Annotated in this window: 22 protein-coding genes; 9 read left to right on the top strand and 13 right to left on the bottom strand. The window is 41.1% G+C overall.

Annotated elements, in window-relative coordinates; all coding sequences use genetic code 11:
* Nucleotides 1-5 precede the first annotated feature (5 nt).
* The 3 genes from TRESU_RS01795 to fliS are packed head-to-tail and all read right to left on the bottom strand — an operon-like array spanning nt 6 to nt 1,668.
* Nucleotides 6-641, bottom strand: coding sequence for a TetR/AcrR family transcriptional regulator (locus tag TRESU_RS01795; protein ID WP_013700619.1), 636 nt, complete (start codon nt 639-641; stop codon nt 6-8).
* A 21-nt stretch (nt 642-662) separates the two neighbouring features.
* The gene (locus tag TRESU_RS01790) at nt 663-1,151 is read right to left on the bottom strand and encodes a hypothetical protein (RefSeq protein WP_013700618.1); all 489 of its coding nucleotides are present in this window, start codon (nt 1,149-1,151) and stop codon (nt 663-665) included.
* A 58-nt stretch (nt 1,152-1,209) separates the two neighbouring features.
* Entirely contained in the window at nt 1,210-1,668 is a 459-nt protein-coding gene (gene fliS / locus TRESU_RS01785; RefSeq protein WP_013700617.1) for a flagellar export chaperone FliS, read from the bottom strand.
* 153 nt (nt 1,669-1,821) lie between these two features.
* Between fliS and TRESU_RS01780 the strand changes: the two genes are divergently transcribed.
* Nucleotides 1,822-3,633, top strand: coding sequence for a proline--tRNA ligase (locus tag TRESU_RS01780; protein ID WP_013700616.1), 1,812 nt, complete (start codon nt 1,822-1,824; stop codon nt 3,631-3,633).
* A gap of 26 nt (nt 3,634-3,659) precedes the next feature.
* Nucleotides 3,660-4,718 (top strand): DUF7954 domain-containing protein, encoded by a 1,059-nt coding sequence (locus tag TRESU_RS01775; protein WP_013700615.1) that lies wholly within the window; start codon nt 3,660-3,662, stop codon nt 4,716-4,718.
* A 2-nt stretch (nt 4,719-4,720) separates the two neighbouring features.
* On the opposite strand, the gene TRESU_RS14000 is transcribed toward TRESU_RS01775, so the two are convergent.
* Nucleotides 4,721-5,617 (bottom strand): GerMN domain-containing protein, encoded by an 897-nt coding sequence (locus tag TRESU_RS14000; RefSeq protein ID WP_013700614.1) that lies wholly within the window; start codon nt 5,615-5,617, stop codon nt 4,721-4,723.
* A gap of 229 nt (nt 5,618-5,846) precedes the next feature.
* Here TRESU_RS14000 and TRESU_RS01765 point away from each other — a divergent pair, with 229 nt between their 5' ends.
* Complete coding sequence (locus TRESU_RS01765; protein WP_013700613.1) at nt 5,847-6,845, top strand: methyl-accepting chemotaxis protein; 999 nt, start codon at nt 5,847-5,849, stop codon at nt 6,843-6,845.
* Nucleotides 6,846-6,847: 2 nt separating this feature from the next.
* Here the strand turns inward: TRESU_RS01765 and TRESU_RS13995 are convergent, their stop codons facing one another.
* The 6 genes from TRESU_RS13995 to TRESU_RS01735 form a co-directional block, all read right to left on the bottom strand.
* Nucleotides 6,848-7,690, bottom strand: coding sequence for a phosphatase PAP2 family protein (locus TRESU_RS13995; RefSeq protein ID WP_013700612.1), 843 nt, complete (start codon nt 7,688-7,690; stop codon nt 6,848-6,850).
* Between the two features lies 1 nt (nt 7,691).
* On the bottom strand, nt 7,692-8,459 hold the full coding sequence (locus tag TRESU_RS01755; protein ID WP_013700611.1) for a TrmH family RNA methyltransferase: 768 nt from the start codon (nt 8,457-8,459) through the stop codon (nt 7,692-7,694).
* 56 nt (nt 8,460-8,515) lie between these two features.
* Nucleotides 8,516-9,172 (bottom strand): ECF transporter S component, encoded by a 657-nt coding sequence (locus TRESU_RS01750; protein WP_013700610.1) that lies wholly within the window; start codon nt 9,170-9,172, stop codon nt 8,516-8,518.
* A 10-nt stretch (nt 9,173-9,182) separates the two neighbouring features.
* On the bottom strand, nt 9,183-10,034 hold the full coding sequence (locus tag TRESU_RS01745) for an alpha-hydroxy-acid oxidizing protein (protein WP_013700609.1): 852 nt from the start codon (nt 10,032-10,034) through the stop codon (nt 9,183-9,185).
* The gene (locus TRESU_RS01740) at nt 10,024-11,106 is read right to left on the bottom strand and encodes a 6-phosphofructokinase (protein ID WP_013700608.1); all 1,083 of its coding nucleotides are present in this window, start codon (nt 11,104-11,106) and stop codon (nt 10,024-10,026) included. Before TRESU_RS01740 ends, TRESU_RS01745 begins: the two co-directional genes overlap by 11 nt.
* Before the next feature lie 84 nt (nt 11,107-11,190).
* Nucleotides 11,191-11,904 carry a rhomboid family protein gene (locus tag TRESU_RS01735; protein ID WP_013700607.1) on the bottom strand — a complete coding sequence of 238 codons (714 nt, stop codon included), beginning with the start codon at nt 11,902-11,904 and terminating at the stop codon, nt 11,191-11,193.
* Nucleotides 11,905-12,113: 209 nt separating this feature from the next.
* Here TRESU_RS01735 and TRESU_RS01730 point away from each other — a divergent pair, with 209 nt between their 5' ends.
* The 3 genes from TRESU_RS01730 to TRESU_RS01720 all read left to right on the top strand — a co-directional run bounded on the left by TRESU_RS01730 (nt 12,114) and on the right by TRESU_RS01720 (nt 18,733).
* The gene (locus TRESU_RS01730; RefSeq protein WP_041612137.1) at nt 12,114-12,491 is read left to right on the top strand and encodes a NusG domain II-containing protein; all 378 of its coding nucleotides are present in this window, start codon (nt 12,114-12,116) and stop codon (nt 12,489-12,491) included.
* A gap of 210 nt (nt 12,492-12,701) precedes the next feature.
* Nucleotides 12,702-17,225 (top strand): glutamate synthase large subunit, encoded by a 4,524-nt coding sequence (gene gltB / locus TRESU_RS01725; protein WP_013700605.1) that lies wholly within the window; start codon nt 12,702-12,704, stop codon nt 17,223-17,225.
* A gap of 20 nt (nt 17,226-17,245) precedes the next feature.
* Nucleotides 17,246-18,733, top strand: a complete 1,488-nt coding sequence (locus TRESU_RS01720; RefSeq protein ID WP_013700604.1) for a glutamate synthase subunit beta — start codon at nt 17,246-17,248, stop codon at nt 18,731-18,733.
* A gap of 39 nt (nt 18,734-18,772) precedes the next feature.
* On the opposite strand, the gene TRESU_RS01715 is transcribed toward TRESU_RS01720, so the two are convergent.
* The 3 genes from TRESU_RS01715 to TRESU_RS01705 all read right to left on the bottom strand — a co-directional run bounded on the left by TRESU_RS01715 (nt 18,773) and on the right by TRESU_RS01705 (nt 21,648).
* A complete protein-coding gene (locus TRESU_RS01715; RefSeq protein ID WP_013700603.1) occupies nt 18,773-19,591 on the bottom strand; it encodes a protein-ADP-ribose hydrolase in 819 nt (272 codons plus the stop codon).
* Nucleotides 19,592-19,603: 12 nt separating this feature from the next.
* On the bottom strand, nt 19,604-20,074 hold the full coding sequence (locus TRESU_RS01710) for a GNAT family N-acetyltransferase (RefSeq protein WP_013700602.1): 471 nt from the start codon (nt 20,072-20,074) through the stop codon (nt 19,604-19,606).
* Between the two features lie 806 nt (nt 20,075-20,880).
* On the bottom strand, nt 20,881-21,648 hold the full coding sequence (locus TRESU_RS01705; protein WP_013700601.1) for a DUF4145 domain-containing protein: 768 nt from the start codon (nt 21,646-21,648) through the stop codon (nt 20,881-20,883).
* 101 nt (nt 21,649-21,749) lie between these two features.
* Between TRESU_RS01705 and TRESU_RS01700 the strand changes: the two genes are divergently transcribed.
* The 3 genes from TRESU_RS01700 to TRESU_RS01690 are packed head-to-tail and all read left to right on the top strand — an operon-like array spanning nt 21,750 to nt 23,717.
* Nucleotides 21,750-22,163: a hypothetical protein gene (locus tag TRESU_RS01700; RefSeq protein ID WP_013700600.1), complete on the top strand. Its 414-nt coding sequence runs from the start codon at nt 21,750-21,752 to the stop codon at nt 22,161-22,163.
* A 13-nt stretch (nt 22,164-22,176) separates the two neighbouring features.
* On the top strand, nt 22,177-22,797 hold the full coding sequence (locus tag TRESU_RS01695; RefSeq protein ID WP_013700599.1) for a TM1812 family CRISPR-associated protein: 621 nt from the start codon (nt 22,177-22,179) through the stop codon (nt 22,795-22,797).
* Nucleotides 22,798-22,802: 5 nt separating this feature from the next.
* The gene (locus tag TRESU_RS01690) at nt 22,803-23,717 is read left to right on the top strand and encodes a hypothetical protein (RefSeq protein ID WP_013700598.1); all 915 of its coding nucleotides are present in this window, start codon (nt 22,803-22,805) and stop codon (nt 23,715-23,717) included.
* The last annotated feature ends 72 nt before the right edge of the window (nt 23,718-23,789 follow it).

The raw sequence follows: 23,789 nt of genomic DNA, 5'->3' as shown, positions 1-23,789 counted from the left end.
GATTTTTATTTTTTTAAGCTTGTCATAAGCTTTTCAAAGTGATTTCTAAATTTTTCGATTTTCATAAGTTTTGGAGGCGGCCCGTAAACAGAACAAATGGAAGCAAAAAGAATTCCAAGATTTTTCTGCATTTCATCTTCACTAATTTTTTTATATCCAGAACTGACAAAAACCGCCATGCCCATTAAAGAGCAAGATGCCATTTTGTGAATTGCAAGCGCAGTTTCTTTTTTATAGCCATATTTATTTTCAAGTATGTCAAGAATTATAGGCATTCTAAGATTGTCAACTTGCCTTCCGATTTTTCCGTCCACAATATAAATCTGCCTAAAAACAAAAGGATCTGCCTGAACAAATTTAAGAAACGAAAGTCCAAACGAACGGTAAACAAATTCATCGGGCTCTTCTTTACCTTCATTAGATACAGAACTGAAAATCTCATTAAGCTGACCGACAACTTTTTTTACAATGTCGTTTTTAAGCTCGTCCATATTCTTGTATTCAAAATAAATCGGCTGTGTTGAACATCCAAGTTTAAAAGCAACACGGCGAGATGTAACAGCATCGAATCCTTCTGCCCTAAAAATTTCCAGGGCAGCATCAACTATCATGTCTTTGGTAATTTTTTTTGTTGCCGACATAATTTTTCTCTTTTCAAAATATTAAACTTCAATTTGAATTCTTGTTCCAGACGAGGAAGATTTCTGTGCATAGATTGAATTCAAAGAGCGGTACGGATTTCTAAAATCTGAAATTTGCTTTTTGAGCTGAACCATTCTGACTTTTAAAAGCGAACGGTTTTTTTCATTCTGAGCAAGAACCTGGCTTTGAAGCTTAGACAAATCATCTTGAATCTGAGAAACCGGCAATGCTTCCTTTGGATTGTAAAAAGCCGCTCCAGACTTATTGTAAAGCTCCTGCATCGGAACAATCACTTTCTGCAGCGAGCCGATTCCCTGAACAATCTGCGCCTCAAGCTCACTGTGCGCAATCAAGGAATCCGAATCTTCTTCTGCAATTTTATTTTCCTGAGATTCCAGAACCTTTAAATATTCCTGAAACTTTTTCCTCTGCTGCTCAAGAAGCATTCTGAATTTTTTTAGAATCGCAACACGCTCGTCAAGTTCTTCTTTACTAATTTTTTGTTCCATAAAATTTCTCCGCATCAAAAAATAAGTCAGCAAATTAAAGGCAAACTTACTGTTAAAGCTATCCTGTTATGTTTAGCGATGGCGCAGTTCCCGGAATTTTTGTCTGGGCATTTGCAGTGCTGTTTGAAGCCGAAATCCAGGAATCCTGAAGCTGGGAAAGCATATCACGCACAAACGAAAGTTTTTTCTTGTCATGGCTTATTGTGCAATCCAAGATTTGCTTGTTAAAAAAAACGTAAAGCGACATAAGATTTTTTGCAATTTCACCGCCCTGCTCCATATTAAGGCTCACTTCAAGTTCCGTGATTATGTCCATAACTTTTTGCAGATAGTTTCCAAAATTTTCAATGCTGCCTGGTGCAATTTTTCCGTCTTCAGAAATCAGGGCTATCGCTTTTTCCAAATTTGAAACAGCACCGTCGTAAAGCATTACAACAAGTTTTCCTTGGCTGGCAGTTTTTACTCCGATTTCACGGTAAGCACTGAACCCGCCATAAGGATTGCTTCCATACGCCATTTTTTCCTCCCACAGCTTTGCTTCTGCTTTGCAAAAACAAGACTGCTACTTTCGATTATCGGAATTTTAGAAAACGACTTTAGCAAAACGGCGCGCATTTTATAGAAGACAAAATATTGAACATAGGCTTGAATTTCATTAAAATATCCGATTATGAAAACTTCACAAATTCCATTCAGGACACTTCGCGATTCTCCGTCAGAAGCAATTATTTCTAGCCATCAGCTTATGATGCGCGCCGACTTAATCAGAAAACTCGGAAACGGACTTTACACATATATGCCGTTCGGTTTAAGAGCATACAGAAAACTTGAAAAAATCATCAAGGAAGAAATTGAAGCTTCGGGCGCAATGGAATTTAAGCCGACTGTAATTGTTCCCGGAGACATTTGGAAAGAAAGCGGAAGATGGGAAACTATGGGACCACAAATGCTCAAAGCGCAGAACCGCCAGCAGCAGGACATGGTTGTAAGCCCGACGGCTGAAGAGGCATACACAGCAATTATGCGCCAGGGTCTTACAAGCTACAAGCAGCTTCCAATCAACTGCTATCAGATAAACACAAAATACAGAGATGAAATCCGTCCTAGATACGGAGTTATGCGCGGCCGTGAATTCAATATGATGGACGGCTATACTCTCAATGCTGACGATGAATCCCTTGACCAGTCATATCAGGCTTACGCAAAAGCATACCTTAGAATTTTCAAAAGGCTTGGACTGGATGTAATAACTGTAAAAGCTGACACCGGCGCAATGGGCGGAAGCGGCTCTGAAGAATTCATGGTTGAAAGTGAAATCGGAGACGACACGCTTATTTTGTGCAAATGCGGATATGCGGCGAATGTTGAAAAAGCCTCATGCGCAAAAGACATTCCAGTTGATATAGACGGAAATCCTGTAAAGGCAACAGAAAAAAGCTATGAGCCAATCAGTACTCCAAACGTTGGAACAATCGATGACTTGGAAAAATATTTAAAATGCTCAAAGCATCAGCTTTTAAAGACTTTGATTTACAAAGCCACAAATGTATGCCTTGACCTTAGCGAAGTTGACTGCTGCAAGAACTTAAAGACAGTTACAGAAGGAAACATAAAATTCTATCCAGAAGTCTTTGTTGCTGTCTGCATAAGAGGCGACCTTGACATAAACGAAGCAAAGCTTGCAGGATTCCTAAAAGCGTCAGAAGTTGAGCTTGCAACTGCGGAAGAAGACACAAAAATCACAGGTGCGCCTGTCGGATTCGCAGGACCAATAAATCTTTCAAACGTGCCTGTAATCGCAGACAATTCCGTGCTTGATATGCACGACTTCCTTGTAGGAGCAAACAAAGCCGACACGCATTTTGTTCACGTTGAATACGGAAGAGATTTTTCTGCATGGAAAACAGCCGATCTTAGAACTGCAAAAGCAGGAGACATCTGCCCTGTCTGCGGAAAACCATTCTACACAACAAAAGGAAATGAGCTTGGACACATTTTCAAGCTTGGAAAAAAATACACAGAGTCGATGAACGTAACTTACCTTGACAAAAACGGAAAGTCCGCTGTTCCAACCATGGGCTGCTACGGAATTGGAGTTGACCGTGTTCTTGCTTCAATTATCGAGGCTTTCCATGACGACCGCGGAATTATCTGGCCGATGTCAACTGCGCCTTATCAAGTTGCTATTGTTCCAATAAAATACAGCGGAGCAATGAAAGAAGCGGCAGACAAAATTTATGACGAGCTTTTAAAAGCTAGTGTCGAAGTTTTGCTTGACGACCGTGACGAACGTCCTGGCGTAAAATTCAACGACATGGATTTAATCGGATTCCCGGTAAGAATTACAGTTGGAGACAAAAATCTTCCAAATGTAGAAATAAAAATGCGCTCAAGCGAGCAGGCAGAACTTGTTCCGCTTGAAAACGCCGCCGCAAAAGCCAGCGAAATTGTAAAGACTGAATTCAACAAGCTGAACTCATAAAAACTGACATAGATAAGGAAAAAACATTGAAAAAAACAATTCTGACTTTGGCATTTACTTTTATTGCGTCTTTCTCTGCATTTTCTCTTCCGGGAACAAAGCAGTACATTCCTGACATTTCCGGGGAATACGTTTACTATAGAGACAGAAGCTTTAAAAATGAATCTATTGTCGGATTTCTTTTTTACAATGAAAGCACTTATGCCGCACGTTTTTATTCTCCTGCCGATGAAAAAAACAGCACGCCTGAAAGGGACATAACAATCTATGTTTCTGTAAATCCTGAATCAAAAGCCGGAATGGAATTTACAGGTGAAAAAATTCAAGGAGCGGTTTCCGAGCAAGACACAGAAATCATAAACTACCTGCACGACTTGTTTTACGAATTCACTTCGCGCAGGCAAAAAGAAAATCTTGACTCATGTAAAAAAATCAACAGCCAGCAGGATTTTCATCAGTTCGGCGGAAACGTAAATATTCTGTTCAATCCTTATGTTCCGATTTTCAACATCGAAGAAATAAAGGCATCTGACGGACAAAGCATTTTTTCAATGGAAACTGCCGGGCATCTTGTGTCTTCAACTGACGAAAGTTTTTCTGTTTTTAAGGGAATTGAAGGACTTCCAAAAGACAAAAAACGAATTTTCAAAAAAACAAAATCGCAAGAAACCGAAGCAGAGTTCGGCGGTCAGAAAATCATATTGGACACAATGTGGAAGCAGTCAATGGAAAACTTGTGGCTTCTTGAGGATTTTGCAATTCTTTCAATGACAACAATGTCAGTCCCAGAAGAGCAAAAAAATCATGCAATGGATACTCTTTTGCGCCGCCTTTGCCAAAGCACAGACTTGTCATATTCAATTGCACCGCAAAGAAAAATTACAATAAATGAAAATAAAATTTCTGTGATGAATATTTTCTATCAGCCTGAATCAGAAAACGTAACCCGCGACTTTAAAATTATAACGCAGAATAAAGGCAACGGAACAATTTCACTTCTTACGCTTACAATATTCGACAGCGTTTATCAGAAAAACAGAAGCTACTTTACAAAAATTCTTGAAAGCTACAAAGTTTCCCACTAGAACTAAAAACTGTTGCGGTTCAGCGGAGTGCCAATCCAAACGCCTTCGCTGCCAAGATATTCTTTCTTTTCGCCGTCCACCAAAAACTGAACATTTTCAACAGTAGGGAATGCGGTCGCAGTAAATACAATCTGCTGAAGCTGTCCGCGCAACCCTTCAATTCCGTACTTGTTGAATTCAAAGTCTCCGCTAAAATTCAAGGTGGCAGTTCCGTTTTTTACAGAAGCACCGATAAGTCTTGTGTTTTCAGAAACGAGCGAACGGCAACCGGAATTTTCTTCGGAAGCAACAGGTCCTTTTATCAAAGCGTTTACCGCGTCCATAAGCGGACTGTCGGATTTTTTCATTTCGCGGATAATTTCTTTTCTTGAAACTGAACCGTCGCTGTTTATTGTCATAAAATAAAGTTTGAGCTTCATGCTGGAAGTTTTGGGCGCGGTTTTTACAGAAACCTCTTTTCTTACTGTAGTTTCTTTTTCTTCTGGTTTTTGCGCGGATTCTTTCTTTTCTGTTTTGGAATTTATTTTTTCTTCAACTGCGGCTTCCTGCTGTTTTTTTGCAGCGTCATTCTGCGCCTTTATGTTTTCGTATATATTTTCCTGAACTTCTGACTGAATATTTTTCTCTTCAACATGAGAGCCAACGCCGTTCAAGTCAATTTCAATAGTTTCAATAGGAGCAACTTCATTTTTGTCAGCAACAGAAGAGCTTTTCACTTCCGCCTTTTCTACAAATTCAGGAGTCTTTAAGCCTGTCTTGCTGAAAAAACCAGTCGCCTTTAAGTTGCTTGCAATTTTGTCTTGATTTATAAGGAAAATTATAAGAATGAGCAGAGCAGCCAAAAGCCAAAGTGCAAGCCCGATTCCCGTTCTCTTTTTCTTTGCATTTTTTTCCGACATAGAGATGAGTATAAACCAGACCAGCTAAATTTTCAATAATGCAGTTTCTTTTGCCACACGGATTTGTATATTAAAAATTGCAATTTCCACGCTTGACTCTCTGTCATTACATCAACTTGACTATTGAAAGTTATTCTATTTTCATTATAATAGAAAGCAATAGCAATGGGGCTGTGTACTTTACTTGGTGCGCAGTCCTTTTTTTTTCAGCAGATATAGGCGGAACAAAATGGAAGACACAAAATCAGAAAAGCTAAGCACAGTTTTTGACGGGCTTATTCAAGACTACGAATCATTGCACAGCTCGCTCAATGAAATATACAACGAGTCGCAAAACATAAGAATTCTTTCGTTTAACTCTTCAATTGAAGCGGCAAGAGCCGGAACAGTCGGAAAAGGATTCCGCGTAATTGCAAACGAAATTAAAAACATATCCGAAAAAAACGACACGCAAAATCAGACATGCCAAAAAGTCGTTGACCAGATTGAAATAAAAATGCACAAGTTGATTGGAATAAGAACTGCGGAAATGGCGTTCGACACAATCGACAAAGTCGACCGAAACCTTTTTGAGCGTTACTGCGATGTTCAAGCCTGGGCAACATTCGGAAAAATAATCGACTGCCTTGCAAATCCCACTGAAGAAAAAAGAATTTCAGCAGAACACACAATAGAAAGTCTTGTAAGAATTTATGAAGTTTACCATGATATTCTTCTTACGGACACAAGCGGAATTGTTGTATGCGTAGGTGTAAATAAAAATTTACGCGGACGTTCAATGCAGAACACAAAATGGTTCAAGGAAACATCTGAATCACAAAGTACAACTTATTCAGATATGTATTACTCTGAATCGGTAAAAGACTGGACAGTTTCGTACAGTTGTCCTGTGCGCGCCCAAGACGGAACAATTGTCGGAATAATTTCAACAAGGTTCAACTGGAAATTCATACTGAACATAATTTCAAGCGCGAAAGTTTCCCATTCAGGCGAAATATTCATAATAAATAGTGACGGACTTGTAATAGCTTCAAAAAACAAGGATGAAATTTTAAAACGGCGGCTTACAGACTGGGAAGCATTTGAGCATATTTCGCAAGGACAAAAAATGGGATTCTATACAAACAAAACCAGCAGAGCGCTTGAAGTTTTTGGATATTCAAAAACGCCCGGCTACAATTCCTACAAAGGCAAAGAATGGTCTGTTGTGATAAAAGAAAATTATTGAAACTAAAGGGCGATTTTCCAATTTACGGAAACCGGCGTTACAGAAAAATGCACGCTTCCTTTTTTGAATGCTGTTTCTTTTTTTTCTGAATGCAAAGCTATAAACTCATGCACAAGCGGAACTCCAATTCCGCAGACAGTGCCCAAAGCCGCGCCAAAAATTGTGTCAGTAAGAAAGTGGTTTCCGCTTGCAATTCTTAGCCCCGCCGTTCCAATAGCAACTGAGTAAGATGCCGCAATTACAGGAATTTTCCATTTTGATTCAGGGAAATAACGGCAAAATGTATACGAAAGAAATCCTGCGCCCAAAAAAGAATCCGTTGTGTGTCCGCTTGGACTTGAAAACTCAAAGTCATAGTCGTCAAGTTTGTCTTTCGGGTAGCCATCATAATACATATAAGGGCGGACTCTTCTTATTCCCATCTTCAAAAAATTTTTCGCGCCATAATCAAAAAGATAAGCTTCAACATACATCGTAGTCAGCGTAAGAATATCTTCCGTGGAAAGAAAATCATTAAAAAATCCAGCACCATAAACTGCAAACGGAAGAGCAAGGCTCACGGTGCAAGTTGCAGTTCCAAGGTTGTCGAGAGTACGGTTGTATTTTTGGGAAAGTTTTCTGTCTATGAAATTTACTGAATCCAAATCATAGCTTCGTTCTGTATACTCAGGAAAGTCCAGAGTTTTTTCAGCAATAACCGCAGAAGTTGTAAAAGCAATTCCGGCTCCAAGAATAATTCCGTCCGCAACAGGATTTAGTTTAAACGGAGATTTTTCTGTTTGTGCAAAAAGTTCCGCGGAAAGCAGCTGAAAAAGAAGAGAAATTAAAAACAAATACCTTTTCATTTTATTTTTTAAGCTCGTACATTATTACAGAAGCCGCCTGAGCAACATTCAAACTGTCAACTTTAGGACCGGCTTCTCCCATTCCGGCAAAAGGAATTATTACAAGTGAATCGCAGTTCTGGGCAACTTCTTCACTGATTCCTTTTTCTTCGTTTCCAAGCACAACCAAAGCAGGTTTTTCCTGACAAAGCAATTTCATTTCTGAAACTTTTTTCTGCGCCTTTAGTGAAGTTCCAAAACGAGCCATTTTTCCTTTCATGTCTTTGAGCAAAAACGGAATTGACCTTACAGAATAAATGTTTACAAATTCCATTCCGCCTTCTGCAACCCGGTAGCTGCTGGTTGTGATTGAAGACTGGGATTCGTCCAATGGAATTACAATATTTTTTATGCCGAAAAACGCCGCACTTCTTACAATTGCGCCAAGATTATTTGCATTTCCAACACGGTCAAGAATCACAGCATCTTCTTTTTGTTCAACCCAGCGCGCTGTAATCTCTGTATTAAGCGGAAGAATTACAGGAGTGTCAATCATCGCAACAACGCCCTGATGGTGAACACTTCCGCAAAGCTTTTCAAGCTCAACAGAATCTGCGACTTTATTGTAAGGACGTTTTGAAGCAGCCATTTTCTTGCAAAGTCCGCCAAACAAAGGAGCTTTTTCTTCCATAAAATATAAGCGGCGGATTTTCTGGCTGTTGATTTTTTCCAATGTTTTTACAGCTGCAAAACCGCAAACTGCAAGTTCATTTCTTTGAGTGTTTTTCATAGCAAAAATATATCCATAAGAAAATAAAAATTCAATTCTGTTTTAAGGTTGAAAAACTATTCTTCAAATTTTGAAATCTTTGACTTTCTGGAGCCGACAGCATAAACACTTCCAAGAACAGCGCATGAAAGGACAACCGCGCAAATAACTTCAAAAAATCCGTTTGTAATCATCGTTGTTGCAATAATCGCCGCAAACGCCTTGAATCCGGAAATATTTTCTGTGCTGATTCCGATTTTTTCAATTGCTCCAAGAACCATAGGGAGAAAAATGTTTCCATAGAAAATAAAAATCGCGCCCATTACAAGAACAGTATGAATAAAAGTTCCAAGAGCGGCGGAAAAAGCAACACTTATAATTTTGGGCATATGCGGAATAAAATTGAGCAAAGTAAAAATTCCCCAGACAGCAACTGGAAAAAGAAGGCGAGGCAAAACAGAAACAAGCGGATTCATAAAAAACGGACTTGCCGCGGCTCCAAGCATAAGATTTTTTACAAGGCTAGAAACGCCAAAGACGAATCCAGTTGCAAGCCCCGGAATAAGCCCAGCCAAAAGAGTCGCAAGAATTACAGGAATGTGCATTAAAGTTATTTGGATCGCGCTTCCAAGTTGAATGTAGCCAAGCGGCGTAAAACTTAAAATAATGCTAAGCGCAGAAAATGCTCCTGCCATGGCAATCTTGTAGTTCATGGAATTATTTTCGTTTTTCATTTTTATTACCTCAATTTTTTAAAATATTATCAAAAGAATTTTTTTTGCAAAGCGCAGAAGCAAAAGGTCGACCAACAAGAACTTCAGAAGCTCCATAGCTTTGCCCCTTGTACACATCATTCCATAAACGGATTCCACCGTCAACCCAAAGCTCATCGCAATTTGACTTTAGCATTTTAAAGTTTTCAGAAAGGAATTCTGCGGAACTGCCTTCACGTGTTTTAATGCGTCCACCGTGATTTGAAACAAAAGCAACATCCGGCTTCACTTCTTTAACAAGCTCCAAATCTTCGTCTGTAAAAATTCCTTTTATTACAAACGGAATTCCTTTTTTAGAAAAATAATTTTTCAGTTCAATAAGCAAAGACGTGTCTTTTTTCTCAAGTTGAGCTTTGTTCCGCATTGTTACAATGTTGTATGCGTCAATATCGATTCCGCAATATTCAGAAATACTTTGCGCCCACTCAAAACGCTCAAGAATTTTTTTGTTGCTGTAAGGCTTTATAAAAACCGCCGCTTTTTTTCCAGCTGTCTGAACAGCTTCAATTCCCCATTTTAACTTTGTGTCAGGAACGCCATCTCCAATGCTAAGTTTTATTCCAAACTTTGAGCATTCGTTTATCAAATCAAAGTAAAATTGCTTTTCGTCAAAGTAGCCCACATTTTCAACAGCGCCAGTCATGGGTGCAAGCCGGATTTCTTTTTTGCCAAAGTCAAACGGACCGAAATCTAATTTTTTCCAAGCGGCGCAGTTCAAGATGAAATTTTTATTCGCATTTACGCCGCCCATTCCAGGAAGTTCTCCAACGCAGCCAAACCCAAGGCATTCAGCGCAGAACCGGCATTTAAAATCAGTCTCCAAGGCAAATACCCAAGTCTCTGGCAGTTTTTATCATAGGATGATCAAGCGGAATATTTTTTACTTTTCCAGCAACGTAGTCAAGTGGAACCGGCTTTATTTTTCCATTCTGAACCGCAACAAGATTTCCGAATTTTTCCTGAGCAATAAAATCAGCGGCTGCAGCTCCAATCTGTGTGGAAAGAAGACGGTCATAAGGAGAAGGTGTGCCTCCGCGCTGCAAGTAGCCAACAACAGTTGCACGGCATTCAAATCCAGTTGCTTCTTCAAGCTCCTTTGCAACTCTTGCGCCTATGGTACATTGCATTACCGCCCGTGCCTTTTTAAAAGATTTTTTGTCAAGCAAGGATTCTTCTTTTGATTTTGCGCCTTCCGCAACAACAACAATTGAAAAATTCTTTCCAGAAGATTTGCGTTCCTTTATTTTTTTTGCAACGCTATTTATGTCGTAAGGAATTTCCGGAATCAAAATAGCATCTCCGCCGCCTGCGATTCCTGAATAAAGTCCAAGCCAGCCGGCTTTGTGCCCCATGATTTCAACAATCATAACTCTGCCGTGGCTACAGGCTGTAGTGTGAATTCTATCAATAGCATCAGTTGCAACATCCAATGCTGTATAAAATCCGAATGTTACGTCAGAGCCTTCAATATCGTTGTCAATTGTTTTTGGAAGTCCAATTACATTCAAGCCAGACTGAAACAAAAGGCTTGCAGTTGTATTTGTTCCGTTTCCACCGATACAAACAAGAGCGTCAAGATTCCATTTTTTGTAGTTTTCTTTTATGGCTTCAACAGGCAAAAGACCGGTCGCTTCATTTACAACTGGATTTTTAAAAGGCTTTTCTCTTGAAGTTCCAAGAATTGTTCCGCCTTGAGCTATAAGACCAGAAAGCTCATTTTCTGAAAGAACCTTCATGTCGCCATTTATAAGTCCGCGGTAGCCGTTGAAAATTCCCACAGCTTCCATATTATACTGATTTTTTGCGGCACGGCACAAAGCCCTTATCGCAGCATTAAGTCCAGGCGCATCTCCGCCACTTGTAAGAATTCCAAATCTTTTTACCTTGCATTCCATAAACTGAATTATATATCAATTATTGCGTTTAGAAAAGACAAACCCATAGCGCAAAAAGTTAAAAAGAGGTTAAAAGAAAATTTGCTATAAACTGATATTTCCGACTATAGTTTCATCGCTGCCAGAAGAATTTTCCGGCTCATTTTCAATTGTTTTTTCCTGCTGCTTTTTCTGGATTTGGGAAGAACGCTTCTTTGGGCAGACAAAAAATCCAAAAAGACTTCCGCAGATTCCAGACGCAAGCTGAATAAAAACAGGAACATTATTTTGCATAAAAGGCATAAATCCTGAAATCTTTTTTCCGCTGAAAAGAGAGAACGCAAGATAAAGGGCAAAAATAAAAATCCACGAAACTGGAAGCTGCTTTTTTATAAAAACAGAAAGCACCGAAAGAATTATCATCATAAAAACAATTCCACCGCATCCAGAAATTCCAAACGTTGAAACGCAAGCTGTCAAGACTCCGCCAACAAGGGAAGTTATAAAAATCATAAGGGCAAGCATAATAGAACCGTAACGTTCTTCCAAAACAGGACCGAGCAAAAGAATGAATCCAATGTTCAAAAAGAAAGAAGTTGAATTTTCGCCGCCGAACGGATAAATGACAAGCTTTACATAACTCAACGCTGATTTAAAATCAAATGCAGGAACAGATTTTGCTCCAGGACATTCAAAAATTTTCTCAGAAAGATTGAGCTTTAAAATCAAGTCAGAAATAAAAATCACCGTCGAAACAACAGAAAAAACAAGAACAACCGGAGAATCAAAAATAAATTTCAAAGAATTTTTCTTAGCCATATTTTAAATATTTCGGCAAATTTCCGCAGAAATTTCAGATTAAAAAAAAATTGCGGTTTGCCAGATGAAAAAACTAAACTATATTTTTCATTCGATATATGTTATATTTGCTTTAATGAAAGAAAAAGTTATAACAAAAGAAATAAGGGAATAAAGATATATGCCTAATGAAATATACAGAACTGCCAAAGATTTATAAAAAAATCTATATGAATTTGCGCTTAAAACCATTCGACATTGTGTTTATTCTGATTTTTTTAATTGTGATTTTTCTTTCATTTTTCAATCTGTTCAGAAAAAAAAATGAAAAGACGGCGGAACTTTTTGTGCAGACTCCAAAAGAAAAATTTGTTTACAGCCTTGCAAAAGATGGAATTTATAAATTCAAAGGACTTCTTGGAGAAAGTTCAATTCAGGTTGAAAGCGGAAAAGCGAAATTTTTAGATTCACCTTGCGAAAATAAAAACTGCATTCAAAGCGGAGAAATAAGCGTAAACGGACAATGGGCCGCCTGCCTGCCAAACGGAATATTCATTAATATAGAAGGAAAAAACAAAGAAAACACTTTCGATGCAGTTTCAAACTAAAATCCGCAGCAATAACATCTGGAGTGTTTCTTGTGCGGTTTTTAAACTTATAGGACAACCCTGATATTTTCAGCAATTTTTTCTTTCTAATCTCTTGATAATTTATTCGATTTTTTATATAGTCTAAAGAACGAAACGAAGGCGTTTTGTAAAATACAGGCTAATTGTCTGTTTTTTGCAAAGCGCCTTTTTTTTATGCAAGGGGTTACTATGACTGAAAAAAACAGAACTTTGTATGATCCGTCATTTGAGCATGACGCTTGCGGAATCGGAGCGGTCGTAAACATTGACGGTACGGCGACTCACAAAATCGTGGACAACGCGCTTTGCATAGTTGAAAAGCTGGAGCACCGCGCGGGAAAGGATGCGACCGGAGAGACCGGCGACGGAGTCGGAATTCTTGTTCAGATTTCGCATCGGTTTTTCAAGCAGGCGGCAAAGCAGGAAGGAATCGGGCTGAAGGAAGCGCGCGACTACGGAGTCGGAATGTTCTTCTTTCCGCAGGACAAATATATCCGCTCGCAGGCGATGAAAATGCTTGAAGTCCTTGCAAAAAAGGAGAACCTCAAATTTCTCGGCTGGAGAAAGGTTCCTGTGAATCCTGATGTTCTCGGGCAGCGCGCAAAAGACTGCATGCCTTGCATAATGCAGTGCTTTATCGAGCGTCCGGAAAATATCAGCCGTGGACTTGACTTTGACCGCAAGCTTTACATTCTTCGCCGTCAGTTTGAGCATTCGCACCTGAACACTTATATTGCTTCGCTTTCAAGCCGCACAATCGTATACAAGGGAATGTTCCTTGTTCAGCAGCTCAGGACTTTCTACAAAGACCTTCAGTCCGAGGACTATACTTCATCCCTTGCGCTTGTCCACTCAAGATTCAGCACGAACACGCAGCCGAGCTGGCAGAGGGCGCATCCGAACAGATTCATCGCGCACAACGGAGAAATCAACACAATCCGCGGAAACGTTGACCGAATGCTGGCAAGAGAAGAGACTCTTGATTCCCCGGTTTTCAAGGACGAGGAGCTGCGTGAAATTCTTCCGGCTGTGGACGCGACAGGCTCTGACTCGGCAATGCTGGACAACACTCTGGAATTCCTTGTGATGAACGGAATGCCGCTTCCGCTTGCGGTGATGGTCTGCATTCCTGAGCCTTGGAAAAACGACGGGACGATGAGCCAGCAGAAGCGCGACTTCTACCATTACTGGGCAACAATGATGGAGCCTTGGGACGGACCCGCCGCGATTCTTTTCAGTGACGGAGATTTTGTCGGGGCAACTCTTGACAGAAACGGACTCCGCCCGAGCCGCTATTACATTACAAAAGACAATATGCTCATTCTTTCTTCGGAAGTCGGAGTTCTTGACATTCCGGAAGAAAACATCGTTAAAAAATCACGTCTTCAGCCCGGAAAAATTCTTCTTGTTGACACAGTCCAGAAGCGTCTTATTTCCGACGAAGAGGCGAAAAAACAGTACATAAACCTTTATCCTTACGGCGAATGGCTGAACATGAACCTTCTGAAGCTGAAGGATCTTGTGATTCCGAACAAGAAAATTCCGGTCTACACGCAGGAAGAGCGCGACATAATGTACCGTGCGTTCGGCTGGAACTACGAAGATGTGAACGAGATGATTCTTCCTATGGCGCAGAACGGAGTTGAACCGACCGGAGCGATGGGAATAGACACGCCTCTTGCAGTCATGAGCGACAAGCATCCGCCGCTTTACAACTACTTCAAGCAGCTGTTCGCCCAGGTTACAAATCCGCCGATTGACTCTCTGCGTGAAAAGGTTGTCACCGACACGACAGTCTACGTCGGAACAGACGGAAATCTCCTTGAGCCGAAAAGCGCGAACTGCACGGTTCTTGAGATAAACAATCCGATTCTGACCGGCGTCGATATGCTAAAGCTCAAGAACCTGAACCGCCCCGGACTAAAAACTGCGGTTGTTTCCCTTTTGTATTATAAGAACACTTCACTTAAAGAGGCGCTGGACAATATTTTTGTCGCAATCGAGCGTGAATATCACAACGGAAGCAACATAATCATTTTGAGCGACCGCGGAGTTGACGAAAACCACGTCGCCGTTCCAAGCCTTCTTGCAGTCAGCGGAGTTGAGCAGTATTTGATCCGCACAAAAAAGAGAACCGCAATTTCAATTATTCTTGAGTCGGCGGAAGTCAGAAACGTCCATCAGGCTGCGATGTGTCTTGGTTATGGAGCGCGTGCGGTGAACCCTTATCTTGCGCACGAATGCATCGCCGAGCTCATTGACCAGAAGCTTTTGGACAAGGATTACCACACCGCAATCGACGACTACAACAAGGGAATCATAAACGGAATTGTAAAAATCGCCGCAAAGATGGGAATCTCAACGATTCAGTCCTATCAGTCCGCGCAGATTTTCGAGGCAATCGGAATCAGCAAGGATGTAATCGACGAATATTTTACAAACACAGTGAGCCGCGTCGGTGGAATCGGCCTTAAGGAAATTGATGAGGATGTGAACTTCCATCACAACAAGGCATTTGATCCGCTCGGATTGACAGTTAATACGCATCTTGATTCTGTGGGAAACCACAAGCTGCGCCGCGGTCCGACCTGCGAGGATCACCTTTATTCGCCTGAAACAATTATCGCCCTGCAGGAATCAACCAGGACAGGAAGCTACGAAAGATTCAAGGAATACACGGCTCTGGTTGACGACAACGCGCATCCCCACACCTTGCGCGCAATGCTCAAGTTCAGTTTCCCGGAAGGAAAAGAAATCAGCATAGACGAAGTTGAGCCGGTTTCTGAAATTGTAAAGCGGTTCAAGACAGGCGCTATGAGCTACGGCTCAATTTCCGAGGAAGCGCACCGCTGCATGGCTCTGGCGATGAACCACCTGCACGGAAAATCAAATTCCGGCGAGGGCGGCGAAAAACCGGAGCGCCTTGGAACAGAGGCGAATTCCGCAATCAAGCAGGTTGCGTCCGGACGTTTCGGCGTTACGGAAGAATATCTTTTGAGCGCAAAGGAAATTCAGATTAAAATGGCGCAGGGAGCAAAACCGGGAGAAGGCGGACATCTTCCTGGAAAAAAAGTATATCCTTGGATTGCGCAGACACGTTACGCGACTCCGGGTGTATCTTTGATTTCGCCGCCGCCGCACCACGACATTTATTCAATAGAAGATTTGGCGCAGCTGATTTACGACTTGAAGAACGCGAACCGTGCCGCCCGCATTTCAGTCAAGCTTGTCTCCGAGGCTGGTGTCGGAACGATTGCGGCTGGCGTTGCGAAGGCCGGCGCGCAGGTGATTCTGATTTCCGGACACGACGGCGGAACTGGAGCCGCTCCAATCTCTTCAATTCACCATGCGGGGCTTCCGTGGGAATTAGGGCTTGCGGAAACCCATCAGACGCTGATTCAGAACGGACTCCGCTCGCGCGTTGTGATTGAGACGGACGGAAAGCTTATGAGCGGCCGCGATGTCGCGATTGCCTGTCTTTTGGGCGCGGAGGAATTCGGTTTTGCCACAGCGCCTCTGATTACAATGGGCTGCGCGATGATGCGCGTGTGCAACCTTGACACCTGTCCGTTCGGCGTTGCGACCCAGAACAGCGAACTTAGAAAACGATTCACAGGAAAACCTGAATACGTTGAGAATTTCATGAAATTCATTGCCGAGGAACTGCGCGAAATCATGGCGAAATTCGGCTTCCACAGCATTGACGAAATGTGCGGACACACGGAGCTTCTTGCCCTCAAAGAAAAAAGCGCGTTCCCAAGGGCAAACCTTGTGGACATGAGCAGAATCATCGGCTGGAAAACTCCGGAAGACGCGAAGACACATTTTGAGCCTGCGGACATTTTCGACTTCCAGCTTGAAAAAACCGTAGACGAGTCAAAGCTCCTGAAGGCATTTGAAAAGTCAAAGAAAGCGAAGAAAGGTGTTTTTGAGCTTTCAGTTTCCTCGACGGACAGAACCGTGGGAACAATCCTCGGCTCGGAAATCCAGAAAACTTTCGGCTCATCGCTTGAAGAGGACAGCTACGTTGTGAACTGCACGGGCGGCGGCGGACAGTCATTCGGCGCGTTCATTCCAAAAGGACTTACACTGAACCTTACAGGAGACGCGAACGACTACCTCGGAAAAGGTCTGAGCGGCGGAAAAATCGTAGTCCACCCTTCAGCAAAGGCAGGATACAAAGCCGAAGAGAACATCATCATCGGAAACGTGGCCTTGTACGGAGCGACAAGCGGAAGCGCGTTCATAAACGGAATCGCCGGCGAACGTTTCTGCGTAAGAAATTCCGGGGCGGTTGCGGTTGTTGAAGGCTGCGGCGACCACGGACTTGAATACATGACAGGCGGAACAGCCGTAATCCTTGGCGGAACAGGAAAGAACCTCTGCGCGGGAATGTCAGGCGGAACAGCTTACGTTCTGGACATGAACCACGATTTGTATCTGCGTCTGAACAAGCAGCTTGTTTCCATGACAGAAGTTTCAGACAGCCACGACATTGAGCTCGTAAAGGATTTGATTCAGCGTCATGCAAAGGAGACAGGCTCAGAACTTGCAAAGAAAATTCTCAAGGACTTCGATAACTACATCAGGCACTTCAAGAAAATAGTTCCTAATGATTATCAGAAGATGATGACGGAAATCGCAAAGGGCGAAGAGCGCGGTTTGAATCACGATGAAGCAGTCCTTGAAGCTTTTAAAAAGCTCACTGCATAGGAAAAAGTCAGGGGTACATTATGGGTAAGAACGACGGATTTATGATATACAAGCGCGTTGAGGATTCCTGGATTGAGCCATCTTCACGCATAAAGAATTTCAAGGAATTCCACAATCATCTTGACGACAGGGAACGGCGTGAACAGGCGGCAAGATGCATGAACTGCGGAGTTCCGATGTGCCAGAGCGCAATCAGGCTTGCGGGAATGGTGACGGGATGTCCGCTCCACAATTTTATTCCTGAATGGAATGACGCGCTTTACAAAGGCCAGTACGACATGGCGGCCTGGCGGCTTCTGAAAACTTCAAGCTTCCCGGAATTCACAGGAAGAGTCTGCCCCGCGCTGTGCGAGAAAGCCTGCAACTGCGGAAACGGAGGAGACATAAAGGAAGCTGTGACAATCCACGACAACGAGCTTTACATAATCGAGAAGGCGTTCGAGTCAGGCTACATGAAACCGCAGATTCCGAAAGTCAGAAGCGACAAAAAAATCGCGGTAATCGGCTCAGGTCCTGCAGGACTTGCTGTCGCCGACTTGCTGAACCGCCGCGGACACAATGTGACCGTCTACGAGAGGGATGACAGAATCGGCGGACTTCTGATGTACGGCATTCCGAACATGAAACTGGACAAAAAAATCGTAGAACGCAGGGTCAATCTTATGAAAGCCGAAGGAGTCACGTTCATAACAAACGCCGATGCCGGACGCAACGTGGATGCCAAGCAGCTTCTTTCCGAATACGATGCGGTCGCCCTGTGCTGCGGAGCGAAAAAACCGCGTCCTCTGTCTGCCCAGGGAAGCGAGGCGCAGGGAATAATGTTCGCTGTGGACTGGCTCAAGAGCGTTACAAAAAGCCTTTTGGACTCAGACTTTTCGGACAAGAATTTCTTTGATCCAAAGGGAAAGCACGTGGTGATTCTTGGCGGAGGCGACACGGGAAACGACTGCACAGGCTCAAGCATAAGGCTCGGGGCGGCAAGCGTAACCCAGCTTGAAATGATGCCCTGCCCTCCTACGGAACGTCAGCCAAACAATCCGTGGCCGCAGTGGCCCAAAGTCCTCAAGACAGACTACGGCGCACAGGAATCAATTGAAAAGTTCGGGCATGATCCGCGCGTCTACAAAACGACAATCAAGGAAGTCTATCAGAAAGACGGAAAAGTCTGCGGAATAAAAACAGTTCAGGTTGAATTCAAGAATGTGGACGGAAAACGTACTCTCTGCGAAATCGAAGGAAGCGAAAAAGAGCTTCCGGCCGACCTGATTCTGATTGCCGCGGGATTCCTCGGTTGCGAAGACTACACCGCAAACGCATTCGGTGTTCCCCTTTCCCCAAGGAACACGGTCGCAACTTCCGGCGCAGACTCATACTTCACGGGAACAGACAAAGTCTTTACCGCAGGCGACATGCACAGAGGCCAGTCGCTCGTTGTCTGGGCAATCGCAGAAGGAAGAGAATGCGCAAGGGAGATAGATGAATACCTGATGGGATATTCAAACCTCTAACTCATAAAAAATACAGCCAGACTAGCCTAAGCTTTTGCCTTATGCCAGTTCTGGCTTTTTTCCCAAAATCTCCCTGTAAATCTCCAGGTCCTTGCTTGCGAACACGTTGAAAATTACCTTTTTTACGCTTGCATTTTTGTTTTCATCGAGCCAGCCTTTTACTGTTTTTACTGCAATTTGGGCGGCGAGTTTTTGCGGAAATCTGAAAACGCCTGTGGAAATGCAGCAGAACGCAACGCTTTCAAGTCCTTTTTGCGCGGCAAGGTTCAGGCAGCTTGTGTAGCACGAGGCGAGCTGGATTTTATCGCGTTCGGTTACACTGGCGCGGATTATCGGACCGACCGTGTGCAGAACGTATTTTGAAGGCAGATTGAACGCCGGAGTGATTTTCGCGCTTCCGGTTTTTTCAGGCGCGCCCTGTTTTTGCATAATCTCGTTGCATTCAAGTCTAAGCTGAACTCCTGCGAAAGTGTGGATGCAGTTGTCGATGCACGCGTGGAGCGGAGCAAAGCAGCCGAGCAGGGCGGAATTTGCGGCATTCACGATTGCGTCCGCGTTCAGAGTTGTAATGTCGCCCTGCCACAAAAAAATCCGTTTGTCCGCCGGAACATTTTTCAGCGTTGCAACGTCAGTTATTCCGCGCTCTTTGTTGCGTTCGGTTAAATATTCGTCCTGAATTTTCAAGAATTCATCAGAAACCGGCCGCGGCGGACGCACATTCATCAGCGAGCGAAGCAAGTCTTTCTGCGTCTCTTCGTCATTTTGCGGCGGAAGTTCAGTTTTCCTGTATTCAAGTGGCGAATCCGGCTCGTTCAGCAGGGCTTTTATAAGCCATTCTCGTCGTTCGGGTTGTGTCATGTCCGCCTCCCCTCACAAAATATATTCCAGCTGCCGCTCTTTTGTCTTCAGTCCCATTTTCTCGTAGAATTTTTCCGCTGAAGTGTTTCCTGCCCAGACGTTCAGCGTTACCTCGTAGCAGCCAAGCCGTTTCGCCTCGCTTTTGACGTGCTCAAAAAGTTTTTCGCCGATGTGCCGGCCGCGGGTGTTTTTGTCAACGCACAAATCGTCAATAAAAAGCGACTTGAACTGAACCATGTTGTTTGAAAAAGGCTGCTCCCGGATCTGGCAAAAAGCGTACCCGACGCAAATGTCATTCTCGTCCGCGGCAACATAAATCGGCTTCAGGTCGTCCTTGAGCATTTCCGAAAGCTCCGCATCCGTGTACTTTGTCGTTCCCGGAATAAAAATGTCCGGCCGAATCTCCGCATGAATCTGCAGAACCTGTCCCAACAAATCAATAATTCTAGGAATGTCCTTTTCGTTCGCTCTTCGTATTGTCATTTTTTGCTCCATTTTGAGTTTGTTCAGATTTTAAATTTCCGGGTGGCTTTTTGTCCGTTTGCTTACGCAAACTACCAAAAATCGGGCTATCCGTGGTTCCAGCTTTCGCTTACATTCCTCCGCTACGCTCCGGAACGGCTGCGCCGCCACTCCTATCCCTGCCACAAAGTGCTGCCGTGCGCGCGAGAGCACATGTAAATAAACGAGTTTTGCGAAGCAAAATCTCGCAGTTGTATACGCAAAACTCAACCGCATATATTCAACTTTTTTATTATATCAAAAATATCGACTTTTATCAGAAACGCAAAGATTTTTTGATATGAAAAACACGGATTTTATTTGTGCTTTTATTAGAGATTTTGTTTACCAAATTTGTGCTATGAAAAAAGGACTTAATTTATTTTGCTAAAAAATATCTGTAGGTTCTAAAAAAAACGAAAAGGAAGCCGCAGCTCCCTTTTTTCAGTTTTTCTGTACACATTCCAAAGAATGTATAAGCATTTTGCGGAATCTTAAAGATTCCTTGTTAGCAGATTGACCAGAAAAATTAATCAGTAAGAATATTCTATAATAAAGAAATATGCTTTGTCACGTTCCACAAGAATTCATAAGCGAATCATATTGTTCAATAATAGGATTTGCATAACGATGGACAGTCCTGTAAATAGCCAATTGTTTCCATTCCATTAAATATTGCTTCCTGTTATTTACAAAATCAGAAGAATGGACTTGTACATTGTTCTTTTGGAATGAGCATTTTGAATTTAAACTAACAGGAAATTTATCGGCAGCCTGATGTTAGAAAACTAATCAGGTAATTTAATATTATTTTCCCGATTATAGTTATTGAAGAATTCTAATATTGTCAGTAAATAATTCAAATTATTTGAATCATCTTTATCAAAAGAATTCCAATAATTGTTTTCATCTCCATCGTCAAAAAGTTTCATCTGATGAGTAGCAGCGTTTCCTGATTTTCGAATTTTATGCATTGCATTAGCAATTCCACCAGATACTAGTTTTCTTGCTTTTAATTCATTTATTATATTTGCTAATGAATAATTTTGTTCATATATATATTTTTGTACAATTTCATGGAATGTGCTTTTTATCTGTAACTCCAATACAGACCTAAAATCTACTAAAGAAAGTGGCCATTCTGAATCAGCTCTAGAAATTGCGGATAAACAAACATATCTTACAAAATCATCAAGGTATACATATTCATAAACTTTTTGATATGTGTACCAAAGTAAATCTTTAAAATTATTCTTATCAAAAAAATCTTCTGCAGTTTGATTTTGTGAAACTCTATCAATAGTTTTTTGAGCAACTTCTTTCCAGTGGTCCACAGGGAATAAATCTTTTGCTAATTTATATTTTTCTAAAGCTTTATCTAGTTCATGTCTATATTCATAAGCCTCGGCAATTGCATAATGAATCATTCCATCTTTTTTCTTTTTTTCATATTCGTCTTGCAATTCAGCAAATGCATTATTTCCTTTTTTAGGATCAAGGGAATACAAACGATTTGCTTTTAATGACTTTTTCCAAATATCACGCCAAGTAGACATAAAGACCTCACTACGCATTATTATACATTGTTTTTCTATATTTTTGGAAACTTTCTGCCTGGTTATTCCCCTTCTAATAGACGTAACAAATGGAGGCAAATATGAAATATTTTAAGATAACTGTAAAATTCGGACATGTAGGAAAAAGCAATTTTTATAAAGGCTATTTATATCTTAAAGCAGAATCCAAAAAAGATGCTGCTGAAAAAGCAAGATATTGTCCTCGTGTAAAACATGACCATAAGGATGCAATCTTAAATGTAGAAGAAATTGATAAAGACTTATACTTTGAAGGCTTAGAAGAGAACCGTGCAATTAGGTATTTTTCATGTTATAATGTTCAAGAACAAAGAGAATGTTTTTGTGAAATTGAAGATTCCATCTTCAAAGAAAATGACGTTGAATGCAAACATGCAAGGCATTCAAAAAAACGTTCTCTCAGAAAAAACTACAATGATGATCCTGAATTTGATTATTACAAACATAATAAAAACTTTGATTTCTTTGTAGCTTAAGAGGCATTCGTTTATGACTAAAATAGTATTTGTTACTTTGATGATGGCAGATGACATGCATAGACGCCATTTTCCAGTTGATGGTGATTCTTTGATCGAATATTCTGGTGAGACTTATTATGCAATCAATTCTGTTTTGGCTCAGACCTTAAAAAAAGAAGATAATGTAAAAGTAATTCTTCTTGAAACAAATGCCGGAGAAAAAGCCGGAAAGAAAAATGCCGAACTTTTCAAAAATGAATTAAACGAATTAAACCAAGCTGGTGCCTCAATCTCTTATCAGGTAATTACATCTGAGTTTACCGGCGATAAATCTAAGTACAAAGAATTATATAAGTCCCTTGTAAAAAATCTTACAGAAGGTGCTGAGTTATATGCAGATATAACCTTTGGTATAAAAACATTACCTATCTTAATTCTTAATGCTCTCCAGTTTGGAGAAAAGTTTTTTGACTGTTCTATTGGTAATGTAATCTATCTCAAAACAGAATTCAAAGAAGGTAAAATCGTTGAAGGCTCTCAATGCATTTTTGATATAACACCTTTATATATGCTCTCAAGCTTTACAAACAATATTGAATGTTCTTCTGGAGAACGAGCAATTGCTGCTCTTGATGCATTGTTTGAGGAATAATCCCAATGGACAAGCAGCAGGCCTATTCCAAAATAGATGAACTTTTTTCTCAGTATATAAATTGCGAAGAAGCTTTCAGAAAAAATACAATTAAGTCTAAGCTTCTTAAAGTAATTTGTGATGTAGTTAATTCTGATTACAAATATAAAGCACATATCGAAAACGGCGATTTCGACTATCTTCCTGTATTAAATGCAACGAACGAAGCTCTTAAATATTTTAAGCAAGAAAAAGAAGGTGGTTTTCATTCATATCTTTTTACTTGTATACATAATGCCGTAATAAAAGATATTGAAGGAGCTATTGCCCCTATTGTCTTAAACTATGCAAATATTAAATTAAAAAAGAAAATCAAGAAATTACTTAAAGTCTATAAAGAAAATAAAGAAGATGTAGCACAAGCTCTTGATATATCTGTAGAAAAATTAAATGCCCTTTTGGATTCCGAAAAGACCACTTCAAATGTAAGGAAAAATGAAGATGGAACAGAATCAAATGTCTGGGACTATATCAAATCGGAAATCATTAACGAAGATCAAAAAATAGAAATTGAAAAACAATATGACAAAATATTTAATACCATTGATGATATTTGGAAAGATATAAAATCAATTCATCAGGTTGTTATTTCAGATTGGCTCACTGCAACATTTCTATCTTATGTTGAGACCAGTAAAAGCCTCCCTATATTTAATGATAAAGAAGAAATCATTAAATATTTCAAAAGATTTTCATTTGTCAGCCACAAAATTATAAATCAGTTTTTTAATTATAAGAATTACGAACCACCAGTCACCTATGATGCCATTGCAGAAATTCATGGTATAACAAAAAGTTCTGTCAGTAAAAAAATCGACTTCTTCTTGAATGATATAAGAATTAAAACACTAAAAGAAATTTTTGAAGAAATGAAATATTAATTCAAATTTTGGAAACAAATAAATCTGGCTTATCCCTTTATATGTGTAGAAAGCATTAAAAGGAGTCAGATT

It is taken from the genome of Treponema succinifaciens DSM 2489 (assembly GCF_000195275.1).
GTDB lineage: Bacteria > Spirochaetota > Spirochaetia > Treponematales > Treponemataceae > Treponema_D > Treponema_D succinifaciens.
This window is presented reverse-complemented; position numbering and strand designations above follow the sequence as displayed.